General features: G+C 67.5%; 18 protein-coding genes, 1 tRNA gene and 1 pseudogene. 12 read left to right on the top strand and 8 right to left on the bottom strand.

The window, feature by feature from the left end; translation table 11 throughout:
- Positions 1–67: 67 nt before the first annotated feature.
- From scpB to R9B84_RS04610, 3 genes are all read right to left on the bottom strand, one after another.
- Complete coding sequence (gene scpB / locus R9B84_RS04620) at positions 68–877, bottom strand: methylmalonyl-CoA decarboxylase (protein ID WP_423759387.1); 810 nt, start codon at positions 875–877, stop codon at positions 68–70.
- On the bottom strand, positions 874–2097 hold the full coding sequence (locus R9B84_RS04615) for a CaiB/BaiF CoA transferase family protein (protein WP_423759386.1): 1224 nt from the start codon (positions 2095–2097) through the stop codon (positions 874–876). Before R9B84_RS04615 ends, scpB begins: the two co-directional genes overlap by 4 nt.
- 61 nt (positions 2098–2158) lie before the next feature.
- The gene (locus R9B84_RS04610; RefSeq protein ID WP_423759385.1) at positions 2159–3481 is read right to left on the bottom strand and encodes an MFS transporter; all 1323 of its coding nucleotides are present in this window, start codon (positions 3479–3481) and stop codon (positions 2159–2161) included.
- A 170-nt stretch (positions 3482–3651) separates the two neighbouring features.
- On the opposite strand from R9B84_RS04610, the gene R9B84_RS04605 reads away from it, so the two are divergent.
- Positions 3652–4581, top strand: a complete 930-nt coding sequence (locus tag R9B84_RS04605) for a LysR substrate-binding domain-containing protein (RefSeq protein ID WP_423759384.1) — start codon at positions 3652–3654, stop codon at positions 4579–4581.
- A gap of 101 nt (positions 4582–4682) precedes the next feature.
- Positions 4683–5309 (top strand): LysE/ArgO family amino acid transporter, encoded by a 627-nt coding sequence (locus tag R9B84_RS04600; RefSeq protein ID WP_423759383.1) that lies wholly within the window; start codon positions 4683–4685, stop codon positions 5307–5309.
- A 381-nt stretch (positions 5310–5690) separates the two neighbouring features.
- On the opposite strand, the gene R9B84_RS04595 is transcribed toward R9B84_RS04600, so the two are convergent.
- Positions 5691–6035, bottom strand: coding sequence for a cupin domain-containing protein (locus R9B84_RS04595; RefSeq protein ID WP_047900015.1), 345 nt, complete (start codon positions 6033–6035; stop codon positions 5691–5693).
- Positions 6036–6373: 338 nt separating this feature from the next.
- Here R9B84_RS04595 and R9B84_RS04590 point away from each other — a divergent pair.
- Positions 6374–6448: transfer RNA gene (locus R9B84_RS04590), tRNA-Gly, on the top strand.
- 133 nt (positions 6449–6581) lie between these two features.
- Positions 6582–7349: a tRNA (guanosine(46)-N7)-methyltransferase TrmB gene (gene trmB, locus R9B84_RS04585; protein WP_423759382.1), complete on the top strand. Its 768-nt coding sequence runs from the start codon at positions 6582–6584 to the stop codon at positions 7347–7349.
- A gap of 107 nt (positions 7350–7456) precedes the next feature.
- Here trmB and R9B84_RS04580 read toward each other — a convergent pair whose 3' ends face one another.
- From R9B84_RS04580 to R9B84_RS04570, 3 genes are all read right to left on the bottom strand, one after another.
- Positions 7457–8287 (bottom strand): undecaprenyl-diphosphate phosphatase, encoded by an 831-nt coding sequence (locus R9B84_RS04580; protein ID WP_423759381.1) that lies wholly within the window; start codon positions 8285–8287, stop codon positions 7457–7459.
- Positions 8288–8362: 75 nt separating this feature from the next.
- Positions 8363–8944: a DUF1439 domain-containing protein gene (locus R9B84_RS04575; protein ID WP_423759380.1), complete on the bottom strand. Its 582-nt coding sequence runs from the start codon at positions 8942–8944 to the stop codon at positions 8363–8365.
- Between the two features lie 147 nt (positions 8945–9091).
- On the bottom strand, positions 9092–9409 hold the full coding sequence (locus R9B84_RS04570; RefSeq protein ID WP_423759961.1) for a YkgJ family cysteine cluster protein: 318 nt from the start codon (positions 9407–9409) through the stop codon (positions 9092–9094).
- 172 nt (positions 9410–9581) lie between these two features.
- On the opposite strand from R9B84_RS04570, the gene hemN reads away from it, so the two are divergent.
- From hemN to R9B84_RS04550, 4 genes are all read left to right on the top strand, one after another.
- Positions 9582–10973, top strand: coding sequence for an oxygen-independent coproporphyrinogen III oxidase (hemN, locus tag R9B84_RS04565; protein WP_423759379.1), 1392 nt, complete (start codon positions 9582–9584; stop codon positions 10971–10973).
- 79 nt (positions 10974–11052) lie between these two features.
- Positions 11053–11310 (top strand): hypothetical protein, encoded by a 258-nt coding sequence (locus tag R9B84_RS04560; RefSeq protein ID WP_047900009.1) that lies wholly within the window; start codon positions 11053–11055, stop codon positions 11308–11310.
- A gap of 104 nt (positions 11311–11414) precedes the next feature.
- Entirely contained in the window at positions 11415–12071 is a 657-nt protein-coding gene (locus tag R9B84_RS04555) for a protein-L-isoaspartate O-methyltransferase family protein (RefSeq protein WP_423759378.1), read from the top strand.
- 14 nt (positions 12072–12085) lie between these two features.
- Positions 12086–12409 carry a rhodanese-like domain-containing protein gene (locus R9B84_RS04550; RefSeq protein WP_047900007.1) on the top strand — a complete coding sequence of 108 codons (324 nt, stop codon included), beginning with the start codon at positions 12086–12088 and terminating at the stop codon, positions 12407–12409.
- 111 nt (positions 12410–12520) lie between these two features.
- Here R9B84_RS04550 and R9B84_RS04545 read toward each other — a convergent pair.
- Positions 12521–12646 (bottom strand): annotated as a pseudogene (locus R9B84_RS04545) (beta 1,6 glucan synthase); the annotation flags it as partial.
- 234 nt (positions 12647–12880) lie between these two features.
- On the opposite strand from R9B84_RS04545, the gene urtA reads away from it, so the two are divergent.
- The 4 genes from urtA (at position 12881) to urtD (ending at position 17993) form a co-directional block, all read left to right on the top strand.
- The gene (gene urtA, locus R9B84_RS04540; RefSeq protein ID WP_423759377.1) at positions 12881–14188 is read left to right on the top strand and encodes an urea ABC transporter substrate-binding protein; all 1308 of its coding nucleotides are present in this window, start codon (positions 12881–12883) and stop codon (positions 14186–14188) included.
- A 142-nt stretch (positions 14189–14330) separates the two neighbouring features.
- Positions 14331–15950: an urea ABC transporter permease subunit UrtB gene (gene urtB, locus R9B84_RS04535; protein ID WP_423759376.1), complete on the top strand. Its 1620-nt coding sequence runs from the start codon at positions 14331–14333 to the stop codon at positions 15948–15950.
- Between the two features lies 1 nt (position 15951).
- Complete coding sequence (gene urtC / locus R9B84_RS04530; RefSeq protein WP_423759375.1) at positions 15952–17139, top strand: urea ABC transporter permease subunit UrtC; 1188 nt, start codon at positions 15952–15954, stop codon at positions 17137–17139.
- Entirely contained in the window at positions 17136–17993 is an 858-nt protein-coding gene (gene urtD / locus R9B84_RS04525; protein WP_047900003.1) for an urea ABC transporter ATP-binding protein UrtD, read from the top strand. Before urtC ends, urtD begins: the two co-directional genes overlap by 4 nt.
- Position 17994 lies beyond the last annotated feature (1 nt).

Raw genomic sequence — 17994 nt, 5'->3', positions numbered from 1 at the left:
GCGCTTTTCAACAGCCTGTTAAAGCCTACCGCCGTCGCGCCGCAACGCCGCGCGGGCACCTGAACGCCTAGACGCCGCGAAACACCGGCGCGCGCCGCTCCGCAAACGCACGCAGCCCTTCGTCGAAATCCGCGCCTTCGCACGCGTGCCGGCGCAGCTCGGCAATCCGTTCGAACACATCGACCGGCAACGGCCGCGCGTCCTGCAGCACGCGCAACTGCTCCTTCACGGCGTGCACCGCGAGCGGCGCCTTCGCGGCAATCGTGCGCGCGACGTCGAGCGCCGCTTCGTCGACGCCGCCCGCTTCCGCCAGCCGGTTCACGAGCCCGTGATGCGCGGCGCGCTCCGCATCGAGCGGCTGCGCGCAGAAGAACATTTCCTTCAGCACGTGGATCGGCAGGTTGTCGTAGAAGCGCAGCAGGCCGCTCGTCGAATACGGCAGGCCGATGTTCGCCGGCGTCATCGCGAAGCGCGCATCGCGCGCCGCGACGACGAGGTCGCAGCTCATCACGAGATCGACCGCCCCGCCCCACGCCGACCCCGCCACCGCCGCGATCACCGCGCCCGGATAGGTCCGCACGCGCCGCAGCGCACGTTCGAGCGGCTTGTCGTACGCGAGCGGATCGCGGTCGTCGGCCAGTTCGCGCAGGTCGTGCCCCGCGCTCCACACGTCGCCGCTGCCGTCGTTCGACAGGATCACGACGGGCGGCGGACGAAGCGCGGCAAGCGCATCGAGGCGCGCGACGAGCGCATCGAGCAGCGGCGCATCGAGCGCGTGCCGCCGCGCCGGATTCGCGAACCGCACACGCGCGATCCGCTCGCCGATCATGTCGACCGTGACGCTTGACGGCACGTCGTGTTTCGTCGTGTCGGTCATTGCAGCGCCTCCGCCACAGCTTCCGCCTGGAAGATCGCACGCTCGGCCAGCAGTGCGTCGATCGCGTCGTCGCCGTAACCCGCTTCACGCAGCACGTCGACCGTATGCTCGCCGAGCAGCGGCGGCGCATGGCGCGTGCGCGGCGCTGGCACATCGTCGCCCATCCCGCCGAGCGGCGTGACGACCTGGCGCAGCGTCCCCAGCGTCGGATGCGCGACCGGTTCGACCAGCCCGCAGTGCGCGAGCTGCGGATCGTCGAATACTTCGTCGAGCGTATTGATCGGCCCGGCCGGCAACCCGGCCTCGACGAAACGCTGCGTCCATTCGCGCTTGCCGCGCGTGCGCAGCCGGCTTTCGAGCAGCGCCTTCAGCGCGTCGCGGTGCGCGACGCGCGCATCGTTGGTCGCGAAGCGCGGATCGTTCGGCAGCTCGGGCAGATCCAGCAACCGGCACAACCGCAGCCACATGTCGGTCGTGATCGGCGCGAGGTTGAGCGGCCCGTCGGCCGTTTCGAACACGCCGTACGGTGCGATCACCGCATGCGCATTGCCGGTGCGGCGCGGCACGTCGCCGAGGCTCAGGTAGCGTTGCCCATGCACGCTCAGCAGCGCGACGAGGCTTTCGAGCAGCGACGTGCCGACATGCTGGCCGCGCCCCGTGCGCTCGCGCTCGAACAGCGCGGCCATCACGCCGGTCGCGACCCACATCCCCGAGCTGAGATCTCCGATCGCGGTGCCCGTGCGAGTCGGCTCGCCATCCGGGAAGCCGGTGAGGCTCATCAGCCCCGCGTAGCCCTGCGCGATCTGGTCGAAGCCCGGCCAGTCGCGCAACGGCCCGCGCGGGCCGAACGCGGTGACGCTGCCCATCACGAGTCGCGGATCGCGCGCGCTCAGCGCGTCGTAACCGAGCCCCATCGCGTCCATCGTGCCGGCCTTGAAATTCTCGATCACGACGTCGGCCTGCGCGATCAGCCGCCGCACGACGTCGAGGCCAGCCGGCTGCCGGAAATCCACGCAGATGCCGCGCTTGTTGCGGTTGCAGGACAGGTAGTACGTGCTCACGCCGCGATCGAACGGCCCCCATGCGCGGCTCATGTCGCCGTTCGGTCCCGACTCGACCTTGATCACGTCGGCGCCGAGATCGGCGAGCACCATCGAGCAGAACGGCCCCGACAGCGCGCGACTCAGATCGACAACCCTGATTCCTTGTAATGCCTGCATTCCGGACTCCTGATATTGATGACTGGGTGTGGCGTATTTCCGAACGATCGCGGCGCGCCGCTCATTCGGGCAGCGTCTGGTGGCGCGTTTCGACCGCGAACGGCAGGATCAGGATGCCGACCACGAACACGGCCGCGGTCCATGCGACCGGCACGCCGAGCGACCCGTAGCCGTGAATCGCCGCGCCGAGCAGGAAGTTCACGCCCGCGCCGATGAAGCGGCCGACCGACGCGTTGAACGCGAACGCGGTCGCCCGCACGCGCGTCGGATACTGCTCGGGCAGCCACAGCGAGAAGATCGCGAAATTACCGCCGAAGAAACCGAGGAACGCGAGCGACACCATGAATGCCGTGAGCCCGTTCGGCTGGTAGAACGCCCAGCCGAACGCGAACACGATCGCGCCGGCCATGCCCGCGAAATACACGCCGAGCGCCGCGCGCCGGCCGAGCCGTTCCGACAGCCACGGCGCGGCCAGGCAGCCGGCGATCGTCGCACACGACAGGATCGCCGCACCGACCGACGCAAGCCGCAGCGCGCCGACGTGATCGATGCCCGCGCGCGCCGCCAGCGTACTGACCGCGCTCGCCTCGTAGACCGAGCCCGCCCACAGCCCGACGATCGCGACGCCGACGAGGCTCGCGCTCGTCAGCGTGCGGCGCAGGAATGCCGGTGCGAAGATCTCGCGCAGCGGATGCGCGCGCCGCGCGTCGGCCACGTCGCCATGGCGCGCGTCGTGCCGGCGCCACTGCCCCGGCTCCTTCACGCGCATCACGGTGAACACCGCGAGCAGCGCGGGAGCGAGCCCGCACAGGAACATCGCGCGCCAGCCGTAGGTCGCGCCGATCGTGTAGTTCAGGCAGGCCGCGATGAAGAAGCCGAAGTAGTAACCCGTCTGCAGGTAGCCGGCGCCCATCTTGCGGCGGTCCTCCGGCCAGCTCTCGGCGACGTAGGTGCCCGCGAGCGCCCATTCGCCGCCGACGCCGATCCCGGCGATCAGCCGGCATGCGGCCAGCGCCCACACGTCGTGCACGAACGCGGCCGCGCCGGTGAACACCGAATAGATCAGGATGCTCGCGGCGAGCGTGCGCACGCGGCCGAAGCGGTCGGCGAGCGGCCCCCAGACGAACGACAGCCCCCAGCCGATCAGGAACAGCGCGAACAGGATCGAGCCGTACAAGCCGAGATTCGCAGGCGTCGCCGCGATACCGGATGCCGGCAGCAGTTCGGTCAGTGCGGGAATCAGCACGAGCGCGTAGATCACCGAATCCACGCCGTCGAGCACCCAGCCCGCGTACACGGCCCAGAAGCCCTTGACCTGCTCGCGCGTGAGCGGCGTGCGCCGCGGCTTCGCGCCGGCCGCCGGCGCGTCGATCGCCTTGAACATCTTCGTCTCCTTGCCGGCGCGGCCGGCACTGTTGCCGCGTCCGGTCCGGGATGGCCGGCAGGCTGGCTCTTTTGTGAGACGAGTATAGAAAACCCTTCGATCGCCGAAAAATATGATATTCATCTCGATCGATCGGATTGGCTTATGGCTTGAATCGGGAGACGGCGGCGATGGACTTGAGACAGTTGCGCTATTTCGTGAAGGTCGTCGAATGCGGCAACGTCACGCATGCGAGCGAGGCGCTGCATGTCGCGCAACCCGCGGTGAGCCAGCAGATGCGCAATCTCGAACAGGATCTCGGGATGCAGTTGCTCGAACGGAGCGTGCGCGGCGTCGCGCCGACCGCCGCCGGCCGCACGCTGTACCGGCATGCGCTCGAACTGCTGCGCCAGGCCGACGGCACGCGCGAGCTGCTGCGCCGCGACGCCGATACGCCGCAGGGCCGCGTGACGGTCGGGATGCCGTCGAGCACCGCGCGCGTGCTGGCGATTCCGCTCGCACGCGCGGTGCGCGACCGTTATCCGGGCATCATGCTGGAGCTGATCGAGGCGCCGAGCGCCGATCTCGACACGCTGCTCGAACGCGCACGGCTCGATCTCGCGATCGTCGTCGACGCGGTCGACACACGCGGCATCGCGATCCACCGGCTGCTGACGGAAACGCTGTACCTGATCACGTGGCCCGGGTTTCCGGTGCCGGACGCTCCCGTGCCGCTCGACGCGATCGCGCGGATGCCGCTCGTGCTGCCGAGCGCGCCGAACACGATCCGCAACCGCGTCGACTGGGCGATGCGCGAGGCCGGGCTGTCGTACGAGATCAGCTTCGAGGCGAGTTCGACCGGGCTGCTGTTCGCGGCCGTGATGGCGCAGCTCGGCGTGACGATCCTGCCGTGGACGGCCGCGCACGTCGAGATCGAGGAACGCAAGCTCAAGCTGTCGACGGTCGCGCACCGGCTGTTCGCGCGTGACCTGTCGCTGTGCTGGCACGATACGGCGCTCGTCAGCAATGCGGTGCAGAAGGTGAAGGCCGAGATCGTGCGGCTGTTCGACATGCTCGGGCAGCGGCCGGAGTGGGCGTCGGAGAATGCCGACCGCGCGTGACCGGCGCGGCGCGGGGGCATTGACAACGTCCCCCGGCGCCCCTTAACGTTGCTCCCATCGTAACCATCACCGGTTCAGCTTAAGAGGTTGTCGGCCCGCTCGTGCTCGACACCTCTGCCTTCATCGAAGGCCTGCTGCTTGGCGCCGGCCTGTTCACGTCGGTCGGCCCCAAGGACGCCTTCGTCATCAAGCGCTCGATCACGAGCCCCCATCTGCTCTCCATCGCCGTTGTCTGCGCAGGCAGCGACGCACTGCTGATCGCACTCGGCGCGCATGGGTTGTCGGCGATGCTGTCGCGGCATCCCGGCGTGGTGTCGGCCGCGCTGTGGGCCGGCATCGCGTATCTCGCCGGTTATGGCCTGCTCGCGCTGCGCTCGGCGATCCGGCGGCAACAGCCGGAGCACGTCGACGGTTCACGTGCAGGCAGCGAACCCACGTGGTCGCGCACGCTGCTCGCGACCGCCGCCGTCTCGCTGCTCAATCCGTATGCGTGGATCGATACCGTGCTGCTGCTCGGCACCGTGATCGTGAACCACACGCCCGCCGCACGCGCGCCGTTCGCGATCGGCGCGATGACGGCTTCGCTCGTGTGGTTCCTGATGCTCGCGTATGGCGCGCGCGCGTGCCGTGCATGGTTCGCTCGCGTGCTCGCATGGCGTGTGCTCGATTTTTTCGTCGCGGTGATGATGCTCGGCTTCGCGGTACGGTTCGCGATCGACGCACTTTAGGTGTCAGCGGCCCGATACCGTGCGAAACGCGTTGTGTGCGTCGGCGTGAAGCTCGAAGCCGATGCGGGAAATCGCCACCGAAATCCTCACGGACAGCAACAGCCGGATCGTAAATCTGTTCGATGGTCAGCCGGGGAGAGTCGTTGGGGTGTTGGGTGTCGTCCACGCGACGACTATCCCGGCAATCCGGTGGACGAAACAACGGTGTAGACCCGGATACGCGCCGCAACCGCATCCGCCCGGCGTACGCGTTCTGTGGGTGTCGTCTTGTTTTCGATGTGCATGGGCCCTTGCACCATGCAAGGGCCGCGATGATAGAGGCCGCGAACCGGGAAGGTATCCGGACGACGACGGTATGCGTGGTCGAATCTACAGGCCCGCTCAGGCGAAGACGAAGTACTTGCGCACCGTCTCCACCACTTCCCAGGTCCCTTTCATGCCGGGTTCAATCACGAACACATCGCCAGCTTTCAGGTGCACCGACTCCTCGCCTTCCGGCGTGATGATGCAGTAGCCGTCGAGGAAGTGGCAGAACTCCCATTTCTCGTAGTTCACCTCGAACTTGCCCGGGGTGCAGATCCAGGTGCCCATGATCTTGCTGCCGTCCTTGGAGACGTAAGCGTTGAGGTTCACGGTGTGCGGATCGCCGCCGATGCGCTTCCACTTGGTCGCGTCAAGGACGGGAGTCGGGCAGGTTTCGCGCAAAACGGTGATGAAATCGGACATGTCAGCTCCAAACGATCGGGTAAGTGGTCCGTCACGTTAGTTCGGAAGCGTCACCGGGGCTTGTATGCTTCCGACACCGACTCGTCAATTTTCGACACCGACTCGCCTGCAAGCGTGCCGCCAGCGCGTTGCCCGCCGGTTCGGGCGGAATGGCCCCGGCTATTTGCGGATTCGACCAATCGCGCAAATTGCGTTGACGGACCGTTTTTGGCCGATCTTTGACGACCATTCTCGGCGACGCCACCGCCCCACGATCCAAGCCATGCCCGTTTCGCTGCCACCGCCCGAAACCGCCCGCTTGCCATCCCCACGTCAAACCCTGTAGAATTGCGCGTTCTGCGGGCGTCGTATAATGGCCATTACCTCAGCTTCCCAAGCTGATGACGTGGGTTCGATTCCCATCGCCCGCTCCACTTTCCGGCTGCATCGCAGCCTGCGCAAAAGCCGCCTCGTCGAAGGCGGCTTTTTTGTACCATGTGCCGGTTCACCCGGCGCACTGCTGCGCGCAACGGGCCCTCGCCCGCAACCGAGCCTTTCTCTGTACCGATGATGCACGACGATCCGAACGAAGCCGGCCTGCCGCCGCACGACGACGCCATTCCCGACGAAGCCGCCGACGGCGCCGACGAAGTCAATCCGCTGCACCACCGCCGCATCCGCAGCTTCGTCACGCGCGCCGGCCGCGTGTCGACCGGCCAGCGCCGCGCGCTCGACGAACTCGGCCCGCGCTTCGTCGTCCCGTATGCGCCGGAGATGCTCGACTGGAACGCGGTGTTCGGCCGCAGCGCGCCGCGCATCCTCGAGATCGGCTTCGGGATGGGTGCATCGACCGCGGAAATCGCCGCGCACCGCCCCGGCGACGACTTCCTCGGCGTCGAAGTGCACGAGCCTGGCGTCGGCGCGCTGCTGAAGCTGATCGGCGAGCAGGACCTGCCGAATATCCGCATCATCCAGCACGACGCGGTCGAAGTGCTCGAGCACATGCTCGCGCCGGAAAGCCTCGACGGCGTGCACATCTTCTTCCCCGATCCGTGGCACAAGGCGCGTCACCACAAGCGCCGGCTGATCCAGCCGCCGCTCGTCGCGCATCTCGCGTCGCGCCTGAAGCCCGGTGCGTACATTCACTGCGCGACCGACTGGCAGAACTACGCCGAACAGATGCTGGAAGTGCTCGGCGCGGAACCGACGCTCGAAAACACGGCTGCCGACTATGCGCCGCGCCCCGACTATCGCCCGGTGACGAAGTTCGAACGGCGCGGGCTGCGGCTCGGCCACGGCGTGTGGGATCTCGTATTCCGCAAGCGCGCAGGCTAAGTCATTCCACTGACGCGGAGCGCTGCCCCAGACGACAATACGGCCCGACCGGCATCTGCCGATCGGGCCGTTTCCTTACCGGAGGCGCGCCGGCCTCCGTGCCTGCATCACGCCCAGTTCAGCCAGCCGCTGTACCCGACCAGCAGCACGAACAGCCCGAACGCGATTCGGTACCACGCGAATACCGTGAAATCGTGCGTCGCGACGTAGCGCAGCAGCCAGCGCACGCACACGAACGCGCTGACGAACGCCGCGACGAGCCCGAGTGCGAACAGGCCGAGCGAATCAACGGTGAACGCCCGCCAGTCCTTGACGGTTTCGTAGAGCGTCGCGCCGAAGATGATCGGAATCGCGAGGAAGAACGAGAATTCGGTGGCGACGCGCCGGTCGAGGCCGAACAGCATCCCGCCGATGATCGTCGAGCCCGACCGCGACATGCCGGGTACCAGCGCGAAGCACTGCGCGATGCCGACCTTCAGCGCATCGAGCGGCGTCAGTGCGTCGACCGACATCACGCGCGGCGGCTCGCTGCGCTCGCGCTGCCGCGCCTCGGCCCACAGGATGATCGCGCCGCCCACGACGAGCGCGAACGCGACGGGCACCGGCGAGAACAGCACGGCCTTGATCTTCTTCTCGAACAGGAGGCCGAGCGCGATCGCGGGAATCGTCGCGATCACGACGTTCAGCGTGAAGCGCCGCGCGTCGGGCCGGCTCGGCAGCCCGGACACGATCGACGCGATCCGTTGCCGGTACTCCCAGCAGACCGCGAGGATCGCGCCGAACTGGATCACGACGTCGAAGGTTTTCGCGTGCGAATCGTTGAAATTCAGGAAGCTGCCCGCGACGATCAGGTGGCCGGTGCTCGACACCGGCAGGAATTCCGTCAGCCCCTCGACGACGCCGAGGATCAATGCCTTGCAGATCAGGATCCAGTCCATCCGTGGCCCAACTCCGAAATGGTCGAAAGGAAGGGCCAGGTTGCCGCGCGGCCCGCTCGGCCGCGCGGTTCGTCGTCATTTTTCGACGATCGCCACGCGTATGCCGTTTGTAAGAATCGTAATTGTACCGGGTTCGTAGTTCACCCCGGCAAATTGCAGTTGTTCGGGCTTGAACGTGTAGATCGGATAGTTGGTCAGCAACTGCGTCGCGAGCAGGCCGGCGGCCGCACCGACCTGTTGCCCGTACATCTGCGCGTCGCCGTCGAGCACGAGGCTGTCGACGGCCGGCGCCTTCAGCACGACCGAGCGGCTCGGCGCGTCGTACGCGAGCTGGCCCGATACGGTGAACTTGCCGCTGACGGGCGCGCGCAGGAACGGGCTCGTGAAATGCGCGTCGAGCTGCACGGCGACGCGGTTCAGGTCGGGCAGCAGGTTGACGGCCGGGTTTGCGAGCGACACGTCGACGACCTGCGCGACCGTCTTCTGGTACGGGAACTTGCGCGCGACGGCTTTCTGCACGTCGCCGCGCGAGAACGTGTAGTGATCGGGGATGAACGGGAACGTCGATGCGCAGGCGGCGAGCGATACACACACGCCGACGGCGCCAATGGTTGCAGCGAGAAAACGGCGCCGGCCGGGCGCGCAAGATGCGGTCATGCTCAACTCTCTCCTTCCTGTATCGGGCGCAGCGGCGATCGGGTGATCGGCGCCGGCCCATGCCGGGCAGCCGACCGGCGTTAGTGCGTCGGCGCGCGCCGCGGGTTCCCGGTGCCGTATCCGGCCCCGAACGTGGCGGGCAACCTGCTACCGCCCCATGCCGCCACGCGGCGCCGGCTGCGTCGCGGCCTCGAGGCGCGTGAGCCACGCGAGCGCGTCGTCGCGCGATGCGCCGCACATGTCGGCGGACGGCTGCAGCCCCGAACAGCACGCGGGCCGCTCGGGCCGGCCGAAGATCCGGCAGCGCAGGTCGTCGCCGAGCTGCACGCAGCGCACGCCGGCCGGCTTGCCGTCGGGCATGCCCGGAATCGGGCTGGAAATCGACGGCGCGATGCAGCACGCGCCGCAGCCCTCGCGGCACGCGTGCGGCGGCGGGACATCGGCGGGCGCCGGGCGGACAGGCATTTCGACGGACACTCGGCTCTCTCGAACGAACAACAAAAAACGGTGCGGCAACCGGACGCGGCGTCCGGCAGCCCACCCCGCATTGTGCCATCGCCGGCTGCGACGTTATTACACAATGCAGCCGAATCGCGCGTTTATATACTCGAAAGCATCTAAAAAGCGCGAGACCGTCATGAGTTCTGGTTCTGCCGACACAATGTTCCGTCCCGATTTGCTCGCGAAATACGGCGCGAACGGGCCGCGCTATACGTCGTACCCGACCGCGCTGCAGTTTCGCGACGATTTCGACACGGCCGACTACGTACGCGCGGCCAGCGACCCCGGCGCGTCGTCGAGCGAGCTGTCGCTGTACTTCCACATCCCGTTCTGCAACACCGCGTGCTTCTACTGCGGCTGCAACAAGATCGCGACCAACAACCGGCGCCGCGCGCGTCCGTATCTCGACCAGTTGAAGCGCGAGATGGCGCTGCAGGCCGCACTGTTCGATCCGTCACGCCCCGTCACGCAACTGCACTGGGGCGGCGGCACGCCGACCTTTCTTTCCGACGACGAAACGGCCGAGCTGATGGCGGCCACCCGCGAGCACTTCGCGCTCGCGCCGGATGCCGACGCCGAGTTCTCGATCGAGATCGACCCGCGCACGGTCACACCGGCGACGCTCGTCCACCTGCGCACGATCGGCTTCAACCGGCTGAGCCTCGGCGTGCAGGATTTCGATCCGGTCGTGCAGCAGGCGATCAACCGCATCCAGCCGCTCGCGATGACGGCCGACCTGCTCGGCGCCGCGCGCGCGACGGGCTTCCATTCGGTCAGCGTCGACCTGATCTACGGCTTGCCGCACCAGACGGTCGCCGTGTTCGCGCGCACGCTCGAGACGATCATCGAACTCGCGCCCGACCGGCTGTCGGTGTTCGGCTACGCGCACATGCCGCACCTGTTCAAGATGCAGCGGCAGATCGACGATGCGACGCTGCCGCCGCCCGAAACGCGCGTCGCGCTGCTCGGCCTCGCGATCGACATGCTGACGTCGGCCGGCTACGTGTACATCGGGATGGACCACTTCGCGCGGCCGTCCGACGAACTCGTGCGCGCGCAGCGCAACGGCACGCTGCAGCGCAATTTCCAGGGCTACAGCACGCGCGCGGATACCGACCTCGTCGGCTTCGGCGTGTCGTCGATCGGCAAGGTCGGCGACGTCTATGCGCAAAACGCGAAGGATCTGCCCGCGTACGGCGCCGCGCTCGATGCGGGCCGGCTGCCGATCGCGCGCGGCGTGCGGCTCACGCCCGACGACCGGCTGCGCCGCGACGTGATCACGCAATTGATGTGCAACCTCGAACTGCCGTTCTCGCATGTCGAGGCCGCGCACGGCATCCGCTTCGCCGATCATTTCGCGCGCGAGCTCGACGCGCTGCGCCCGTTCGAGCGCGACGGGCTGCTGACGATCGCGCGCGACCGCCTGACGATCCATCCGGCCGGCCGGATGGTCGTGCGCAACATCGCGATGGCGTTCGACGCGTATCTCGGCCAGACGCCTCGACAGCGCTACTCGCGCACGGTCTAGCATCGGCGGCAAACCGGCGGCCGCACGCGGCCGGCCGGTTTGATACAGTGTGAGGCTTCCCTCCGCCAGAACCCGCACGATGCGCACCACCAAAGCGACCTACGCGGTCGAACGCCTGAAGACCCGCTCCGGCAACCCGCAATTCGCGGCCGTCGCGATGGCGGGCGGCCTGTTCTATCTCGTCGACCGCTCGGGCGGCACCGCCGAGAAACGCTGCGAGCCGCTGCCGCTCGACGAGTTCGTCAAGTTCGTCGACGAATTCGGCCCCAAAAAGCCGCGCAAGGCGAGCAAGCTCGACCTCGCATTCGAGGCGCAGATCAAGAAGAGCAAAGAGTAAAGGTCTGTTGCAGGCCGCTTGAAGGCTTGATTGCCGCCCTGTTTGGTACAATCGCGGAGTTTATCTACCCCCGCTGATGGCCGACCAGGCTGCGTGACCACACCATGAATATCGAAAACGCGCGTTTCAACATGATCGAACAGCAGATCCGGCCGTGGGACGTGCTGGATCTGGACGTCCTGGGCCTGCTGTCGATCGTCAAGCGTGAAAACTACGTTCCGGCCGAATACCGCGATCTCGCGTTCGCCGACCTCGAACTGCCGCTGCCTGGCGGCCGCAGCAAGATGCTGTTCCCGCGCGTCGAAGCGCGCGTGCTGCAGGAGCTGACGGTCAAGAAGCATGAAAACGTGCTCCTGATCGGCGCGGGCTCGGGCTATCTGGCCGCGCTGTTCGCGCATCGTGCACAGCACGTGACGGCCGTCGAGATCGATCCGGCAATCGCGAAGTTCGCGGAAGACAACCTTCGCAACGACGGCGTGACCAACGCGGAAGTCGTGCTCGGCGACGGTTCGCGCGGCTGGGCCGGCAAGGCGCCGTACGACGTGATCTGCGTCGCGGGCGGCCTGCCCGTCGTGCCGCAGGAGATGCTCGAACAGCTGAAGGTCGGCGGCCGCCTGTCGGCGTTCGTCGGCGGTCGTCCGGTGATGAAGGCCCAGATCATCACGCGCATCGACGACAAGCAGTACCGCGTCGCCGACGTGTTCGAAACCTACATCGACCACCTCGTCAACGCGATCGAGCCGTCGCGCTTCAAGTTCTGAGCAACGGAGCCTCCATGCAGATCCTGACGCCCGCGATGCTCGCGGAATGGCTCGGCGATACGGCCCGCCCCGCGCCGATCGTGCTGGACGTGCGCGAGCCGTGGGAAATCGCGACCGCGCAGATCGCCGGCAGCGTATCGATCCCGATGCAGCAGATCCCCGCGCGCAGCGAAGAGCTCGACGACGAAGCGGAAATCGTCTGCGTGTGCCATCACGGGATGCGCAGCGCGCAGGTCGCGATGTTCCTCGAATCGCGCGGCTTCACGAAGCTGTACAACCTGCAGGGCGGGATCGACGCGTGGTCGCGCGACGTCGATCCGTCCGTGCCGCGTTACTGACCTTTCCGGCGGCGCATCGCGCGCCGCCATGCCGGACCCGCAAGGTTTCGCCGGCCATACGATCCGCCGAACGGGCGCGCACTGCGCGCCCGTTTCGCTTTCCCCGCCCTGTTCCGTTTCCTTCAACGCATCGGCAACGATCTCGAACAACTCGGCAGTCTGCGCGTCGTCGATGACGAGCGGCGGCGAGAACGCGAGCATGTCGCCCGCATGGCGGATCGTCGCGCCCTTCCGGTAGCGCAAGCAGGCACCGGAACGGGGAACCACGACCGTGCACCATTTACGCCCGCGAACCCGCACCGCAACGGACCGCGCGTGCTGCACGACGCATCATCCGCACCACCGCAACGCCCCGCACTGCCCCGCGCAGGCACGCCGGGCGTGCATCCGCGCGACTGGCACATGCCTTGCGTTACCCGATGGCAGGCGCCGCCACGGCGCACGCACATCCAACACGTCAAGGGGAAACAGATGAAACGTCGCAGTCTGTTGAAGTTCGGTTCGATGGCCGGCGCGCTCGCGATGGCGGGCAAGAGCCCGTTCGCGCAAGCGGCCGATGCGGGCACCGGCCCGATCAAGGTCGGCATCCTGCACTCGCTGTCGGGCACGATGGCGATCTCGGAGACGTCGCTGAAGGACACCGCGCTGATGACGATCGCCGACATCAACAAGAGCGGCGGCGTGATGGGCCGCAAGCTCGAGCCCGTGGTGGTCGACCCCGCGTCGAACTGGCCGCTGTTCGCGGAGAAGGCGCGCCAGCTGCTCACGCAGGACAAGGTCGCGTGCGTGTTCGGCTGCTGGACGTCGGTGTCGCGCAAGTCCGTGCTGCCGGTATTCGAGGAACTGAACGGGCTGCTCTACTACCCGGTGCAGTACGAAGGCGAGGAAATGTCGCGCAACGTGTTCTACACCGGCGCCGCACCGAACCAGCAGGCGATTCCGGCCGTCGAGTACCTGATGAGCGCGGAAGGCGGCGGCGCGAAGCGCTTCTTCCTGCTCGGCACCGACTACGTGTATCCGCGCACGACCAACAAGATCCTGCGCGCGTTCCTGAAATCGAAGGGCGTGAAGGATGCCGACATTCAGGAGGTCTACACGCCGTTCGGCCACAGCGATTACCAGACCATCGTCGCGAACATCAAGACCTTCTCGCAAGGCGGCAAGACGACCGTGATCTCGACGATCAACGGCGACTCGAACGTGCCGTTCTACAAGGAGCTCGGCAACCAGGGGATCAAGGCGACCGACGTGCCGGTCGTCGCGTTCTCGGTCGGCGAGGAAGAACTGCGCGGGATCGACACGAAGCCGCTCGTCGGCCACCTCGCCGCGTGGAACTACTTCATGTCGGTGAAGAACCCGACCAACACGAAGTTCAAGGACCAGTTCGCCGCATGGGTGAAGGCGAACAACCTGCCGGGCGGCACGAAGCGCGTGACCAACGACCCGATGGAAGCGACCTACGTGGGCATCCACATGTGGAAGCAGGCTGTCGAGAAGGCGAAGAGCACCGACGTCGACAAGGTGCGCGTCGCGATGATCGGCCAGACCGTCGCCGCGCCGTCGGGCTTCACGCTCGCGATGGACGGCAACCATCACCTGCACAAGCCGGTGATGATCGGCGAGATCCGCGGCGACGGGCAGTTCAACGTCGTGTGGAAGACGAAGACCGCGGTGCGCGCGCAGCCGTGGAGCCCGTTCATCGCGGGCAACCAGGGCAAGCCGGACATCGTCTCGTCGATCCCCGCGTTCCTGCGCCGGCAGCGCGCGGCGCTGGCCTGACGCGGTGCGGCGCGTCGCGCCTCGGCGTGACGTGCCGCTCGCATTCAGGTGCCGATGCGCCGGCCGCGCTTGCCGTGACGAACCGCACGCGCCGGCGCCTCGCCGCATGATTCCGCTTTCCCACGCCCGACAGGATTTCCCGATGCCTATTCGCTTTCGCCGAGCCGCCGTCGCGATCGTCGCGTGCGCCGCCCTCGCGGGCGCGCTGCCGCGCGCCGCGTTCGCGCTGACGGCCGCCGATACCGCCGCGCTTGCCGGCGACGACTTCGATGCGAAGACGGCCGCGATCGACCGGCTCGCCGCCGATGCCGATCCGCGCGCCGTCGCGGTGCTCAACGCGCTGTCGACCGGCGACGCGCTCGCGACCGGCGACGGCCGCCTGCTGATCCAGACCGGCGACACCGCGCACGACGCGCTCACGCAGGCCGCGACGACGGCCGGCGACGCGCAACCCGTGATGCTGAACAACCTGCTGCGCACGAAGATCGCCGGTGCACTGTCGGGCCTCGCGCTCGCATCGCCCGATGTCGCCGCGCGACGCGACGCGATCGATGCGCTGCTGAAGTCGCCCGACCCGGCGCTCAAGCCGATGATCGACCGTGCCCGCGCGAAGGAAACCGATCCTGCACTGAAGCGTCGCCTCGACGCACTGTGGGCGATCGCCGCACTGCACGATGCCGATCCGGCGAAGCGCCTCGAAGCCGTGCAGGTGGTGGCCGCGCGCCGCGACCTCGACATGATCGAACAACTGCGCCCGCTCGTCGCGAAGAACGCGGACGGCAGCTACGCGGAGCCCGATGCGCGCGTGCGCGACGCCGCGCAGCAAGGGCTCGACGCATTGCACTCGCTGCAGCGCCGCGGCGAGATCGTCGGCACGCTGTTCGCCGGCCTGTCGCTCGGCAGCGTGCTGCTGCTCGCCGCGCTCGGCCTCGCGATCACGTACGGGCTGATCGGCGTGATCAACATGGCGCACGGCGAATTCCTGATGATCGGTGCGTACGCAACCTATGTCGTGCAGACGCTGATCCAGCGCTACGCGCCCGGCGCATTCGACTGGTATCCGCTCGTCGCCGTGCCCGTATCGTTCGCGACGGCCGCGCTGGTCGGCATCGTGCTCGAACGGCTCGTGCTGCGGCACCTGTACGGCCGCCCGCTCGAGACACTGCTCGCGACGTTCGGCGTGAGCCTGATCCTGATCCAGGCAACCCGCATGCTGTTCGGCGCGCAGAACGTGCAGGTCGTGAACCCGTCGTGGATGAGCGGCGGCGTGACGGTGATGCAGAACCTGATCCTGCCGTACAACCGGCTCGCGATCCTCGCGTTCGCGCTTGCGGTGGTATTCGTCGCGTGGGCCGTGCTGACGAAGACGCGGCTCGGCCTGTTCGTGCGCGCGGTCACGCAGAACCGCAGGATGGCCGCGTGCGTCGGCGTGAAGACGGCGCGCGTCGATACGTATGCGTTCGCGTTCGGCGCGGGCATCGCCGGCCTCGGCGGCTGCGCGCTGTCGCAGATCGGCAACGTGGGCCCCGACCTCGGCCAGAACTACATCATCGATTCGTTCATGGCGGTCGTGCTCGGCGGCGTCGGGCAGATCGCCGGCACCGTGCTCGGCGGCTTCGGGCTCGGCCTCGCGAGCAAGGCGATCGAGCCGTTCTGGGGCGCCGTGCTCGCGAAGATCGCGGTGCTCGTGATGATCGTGCTGTTCATCCAGAAACGTCCTCAGGGCATGTTCGCCCCGAAGGGCCGCAGCGCGGAGGCTTGACGTGACTTTCATTACCGATTCGATGTCGAACCCGGTCGCCGACGCACCGAAGCCCGCTGCCGCCGCACGCGCAGCAGACGGTTTCGCGCTCGGCCTGCCGCCCCGCCCTGCGCTGCTGTCGCGCCGCGCGTGGCTCGCGCTCGTCGCGCTGTGCATCGCGATCGGCATCGGCGTGCCGCTCGCCGCGCTCGTCGCGCCCGAAGCAAGCGCATTCCATCTGTCCGCCTACGCGATGACGCTCACCGGCAAGCTGATGTGCTACGCGATCGCCGCGCTCGCGCTCGATCTCGTATGGGGCTACTGCGGGATCCTGAGCCTCGGCCACGGGCTGTTCTTCGCGCTCGGCGGCTACGCGATCGGCATGTACCTGATGCGCGAGATCGGCCGCGACGGCAAGTACGGCAGCGACCTGCCCGACTTCATGGTGTTCCTCGACTGGCACCAGTTGCCGTGGTACTGGGGCGGCACGCAGCATCTCGCGTGGGCGCTCGCGCTCGTCGTGCTCGTGCCGGCCGTGCTCGCGTGGGTGTTCGGCTTCTTCACGTTCCGTTCGCGCGTGAAAGGCGTGTACCTGTCGATCATCACGCAGGCGCTGACGTTCGCCGCGATGCTGCTGTTCTATCGCAACGAAACCGGCTTCGGCGGCAACAACGGCTTCACCGACTTCAAGCGCATCGCGGGTTTCGCGATCACGTCGCCCGGCACGCGCACGGTGCTGTTGCTGCTGACGTTCGCGACGCTGGTGCTCGCGTTCATCGCCGCGCGCGCGATCGTCACGAGCAAGCTCGGGCGCGTCGTCACCGCGGTGCGCGACGGCGAGACGCGGCTGATGTTCCTCGGCTACAGCCCGCTCGCGTACAAGCTGTTCGTGTGGACCGTGTCGGCCGTGCTGTGCGGCATCGCGGGCGCGCTGTACGTGCCGCAGGTCGGCATCATCAATCCCGGCGAGATGTCGCCCGGCAACTCGATCGAGATGGCGATCTGGGTCGCGGTGGGCGGGCGCGGCACGCTGATCGGGCCGATCGTCGGCGCGTTCGCGGTGAACGGCGCGAAGAGCCTGTTTACCGCGTACTTCGCCGAATACTGGCTGTTCTTCCTCGGCCTGATCTTCGTGCTCGTGCCGCTGCTGCTGCCACGCGGGATCATGGGCCTCGTCGAAACCGTGCTCGCGAAGGGGAAACGTGCATGAACGGAACGGCCCTCTACCAATTCACGCCGCCGCCCGAAGACGAACTGCTGGCCGTCAGCGGCACCGCTTCGATGGGGCGCGTCGTGCCACCCGGCATCGACACGTCGCACGGCACGATCCTCTACCTCGAGGATATCGAAGTGAGCTTCGACGGATTCCGCGCGCTGAAGAAACTGTCGCTCGCGATCGACGCCGGCGAGCTGCGCTGCGTGATCGGCCCGAACGGCGCGGGCAAGACGACGATGATGGACGTGATCACCGGCAAGACGCGCCCCGACGCAGGCAAGGTGTTTCTCGGCCAGACGCTCGACCTCGCGCGGATGAGCGAGCCCGAGATCGCGCGCACGGGCATCGGCCGCAAGTTCCAGAAACCCACTGTGTTCGAACAGCATCCGGTATGGGAAAACCTCGAACTCGCGATGCAGACCGACAAGGGCTGGCTCGCGTCGCTGCGCGCGCGGCTCGACCGCACGGCGCAGGCGAAGATCGAGGAAACGCTCGCGCTGATCGGCCTCGAAAGCCATGCGTATCGCGCGGCAGGCGAACTGTCGCACGGGCAGAAGCAGCGGCTCGAGATCGGCATGCTGCTGATGCAGCGCCCCGCGCTGCTGCTGCTCGATGAGCCGGCGGCCGGGATGACCGACCACGAGACGATGGAACTCGCCGAGCTGCTGAACACGCTGCGCGGCACCTGCTCGATGATGGTCGTCGAGCACGATATGGAATTCGTCGCGGCGCTCGCAGGCGACACCGGCCGCGTGACGGTGATGGCCGAAGGCGCGGTGCTCGCGCAAGGCACGCTCGACCAGGTCAAGCGCGACGACGCGGTGATCGAGTCTTACCTCGGACGTTGAA

It is taken from the genome of Burkholderia sp. NLJ2 (genome assembly GCF_049487195.1).
GTDB classification, from domain to species: domain Bacteria; phylum Pseudomonadota; class Gammaproteobacteria; order Burkholderiales; family Burkholderiaceae; genus Burkholderia; species Burkholderia pyrrocinia.
This window is presented reverse-complemented; position numbering and strand designations above follow the sequence as displayed.

Coding starts and splice junctions, on each gene's coding strand:
- scpB (WP_423759387.1), bottom strand. CDS start 877: ATGACCGACACGACGAAACACGACGTGCCGTCAAGCGTCACGGTCGAC.
- R9B84_RS04615 (WP_423759386.1), bottom strand. CDS start 2,097: ATGCAGGCATTACAAGGAATCAGGGTTGTCGATCTGAGTCGCGCGCTG.
- R9B84_RS04610 (WP_423759385.1), bottom strand. CDS start 3,481: ATGTTCAAGGCGATCGACGCGCCGGCGGCCGGCGCGAAGCCGCGGCGC.
- R9B84_RS04605 (WP_423759384.1), top strand. CDS start 3,652: ATGGACTTGAGACAGTTGCGCTATTTCGTGAAGGTCGTCGAATGCGGC.
- R9B84_RS04595 (WP_047900015.1), bottom strand. CDS start 6,035: ATGTCCGATTTCATCACCGTTTTGCGCGAAACCTGCCCGACTCCCGTC.
- trmB (WP_423759382.1), top strand. CDS start 6,582: ATGATGCACGACGATCCGAACGAAGCCGGCCTGCCGCCGCACGACGAC.
- R9B84_RS04580 (WP_423759381.1), bottom strand. CDS start 8,287: ATGGACTGGATCCTGATCTGCAAGGCATTGATCCTCGGCGTCGTCGAG.
- R9B84_RS04575 (WP_423759380.1), bottom strand. CDS start 8,944: ATGACCGCATCTTGCGCGCCCGGCCGGCGCCGTTTTCTCGCTGCAACC.
- R9B84_RS04570 (WP_423759961.1), bottom strand. CDS start 9,409: ATGCCTGTCCGCCCGGCGCCCGCCGATGTCCCGCCGCCGCACGCGTGC.
- hemN (WP_423759379.1), top strand. CDS start 9,582: ATGAGTTCTGGTTCTGCCGACACAATGTTCCGTCCCGATTTGCTCGCG.
- R9B84_RS04560 (WP_047900009.1), top strand. CDS start 11,053: ATGCGCACCACCAAAGCGACCTACGCGGTCGAACGCCTGAAGACCCGC.
- R9B84_RS04555 (WP_423759378.1), top strand. CDS start 11,415: ATGAATATCGAAAACGCGCGTTTCAACATGATCGAACAGCAGATCCGG.
- R9B84_RS04550 (WP_047900007.1), top strand. CDS start 12,086: ATGCAGATCCTGACGCCCGCGATGCTCGCGGAATGGCTCGGCGATACG.
- urtA (WP_423759377.1), top strand. CDS start 12,881: ATGAAACGTCGCAGTCTGTTGAAGTTCGGTTCGATGGCCGGCGCGCTC.
- urtB (WP_423759376.1), top strand. CDS start 14,331: ATGCCTATTCGCTTTCGCCGAGCCGCCGTCGCGATCGTCGCGTGCGCC.
- urtD (WP_047900003.1), top strand. CDS start 17,136: ATGAACGGAACGGCCCTCTACCAATTCACGCCGCCGCCCGAAGACGAA.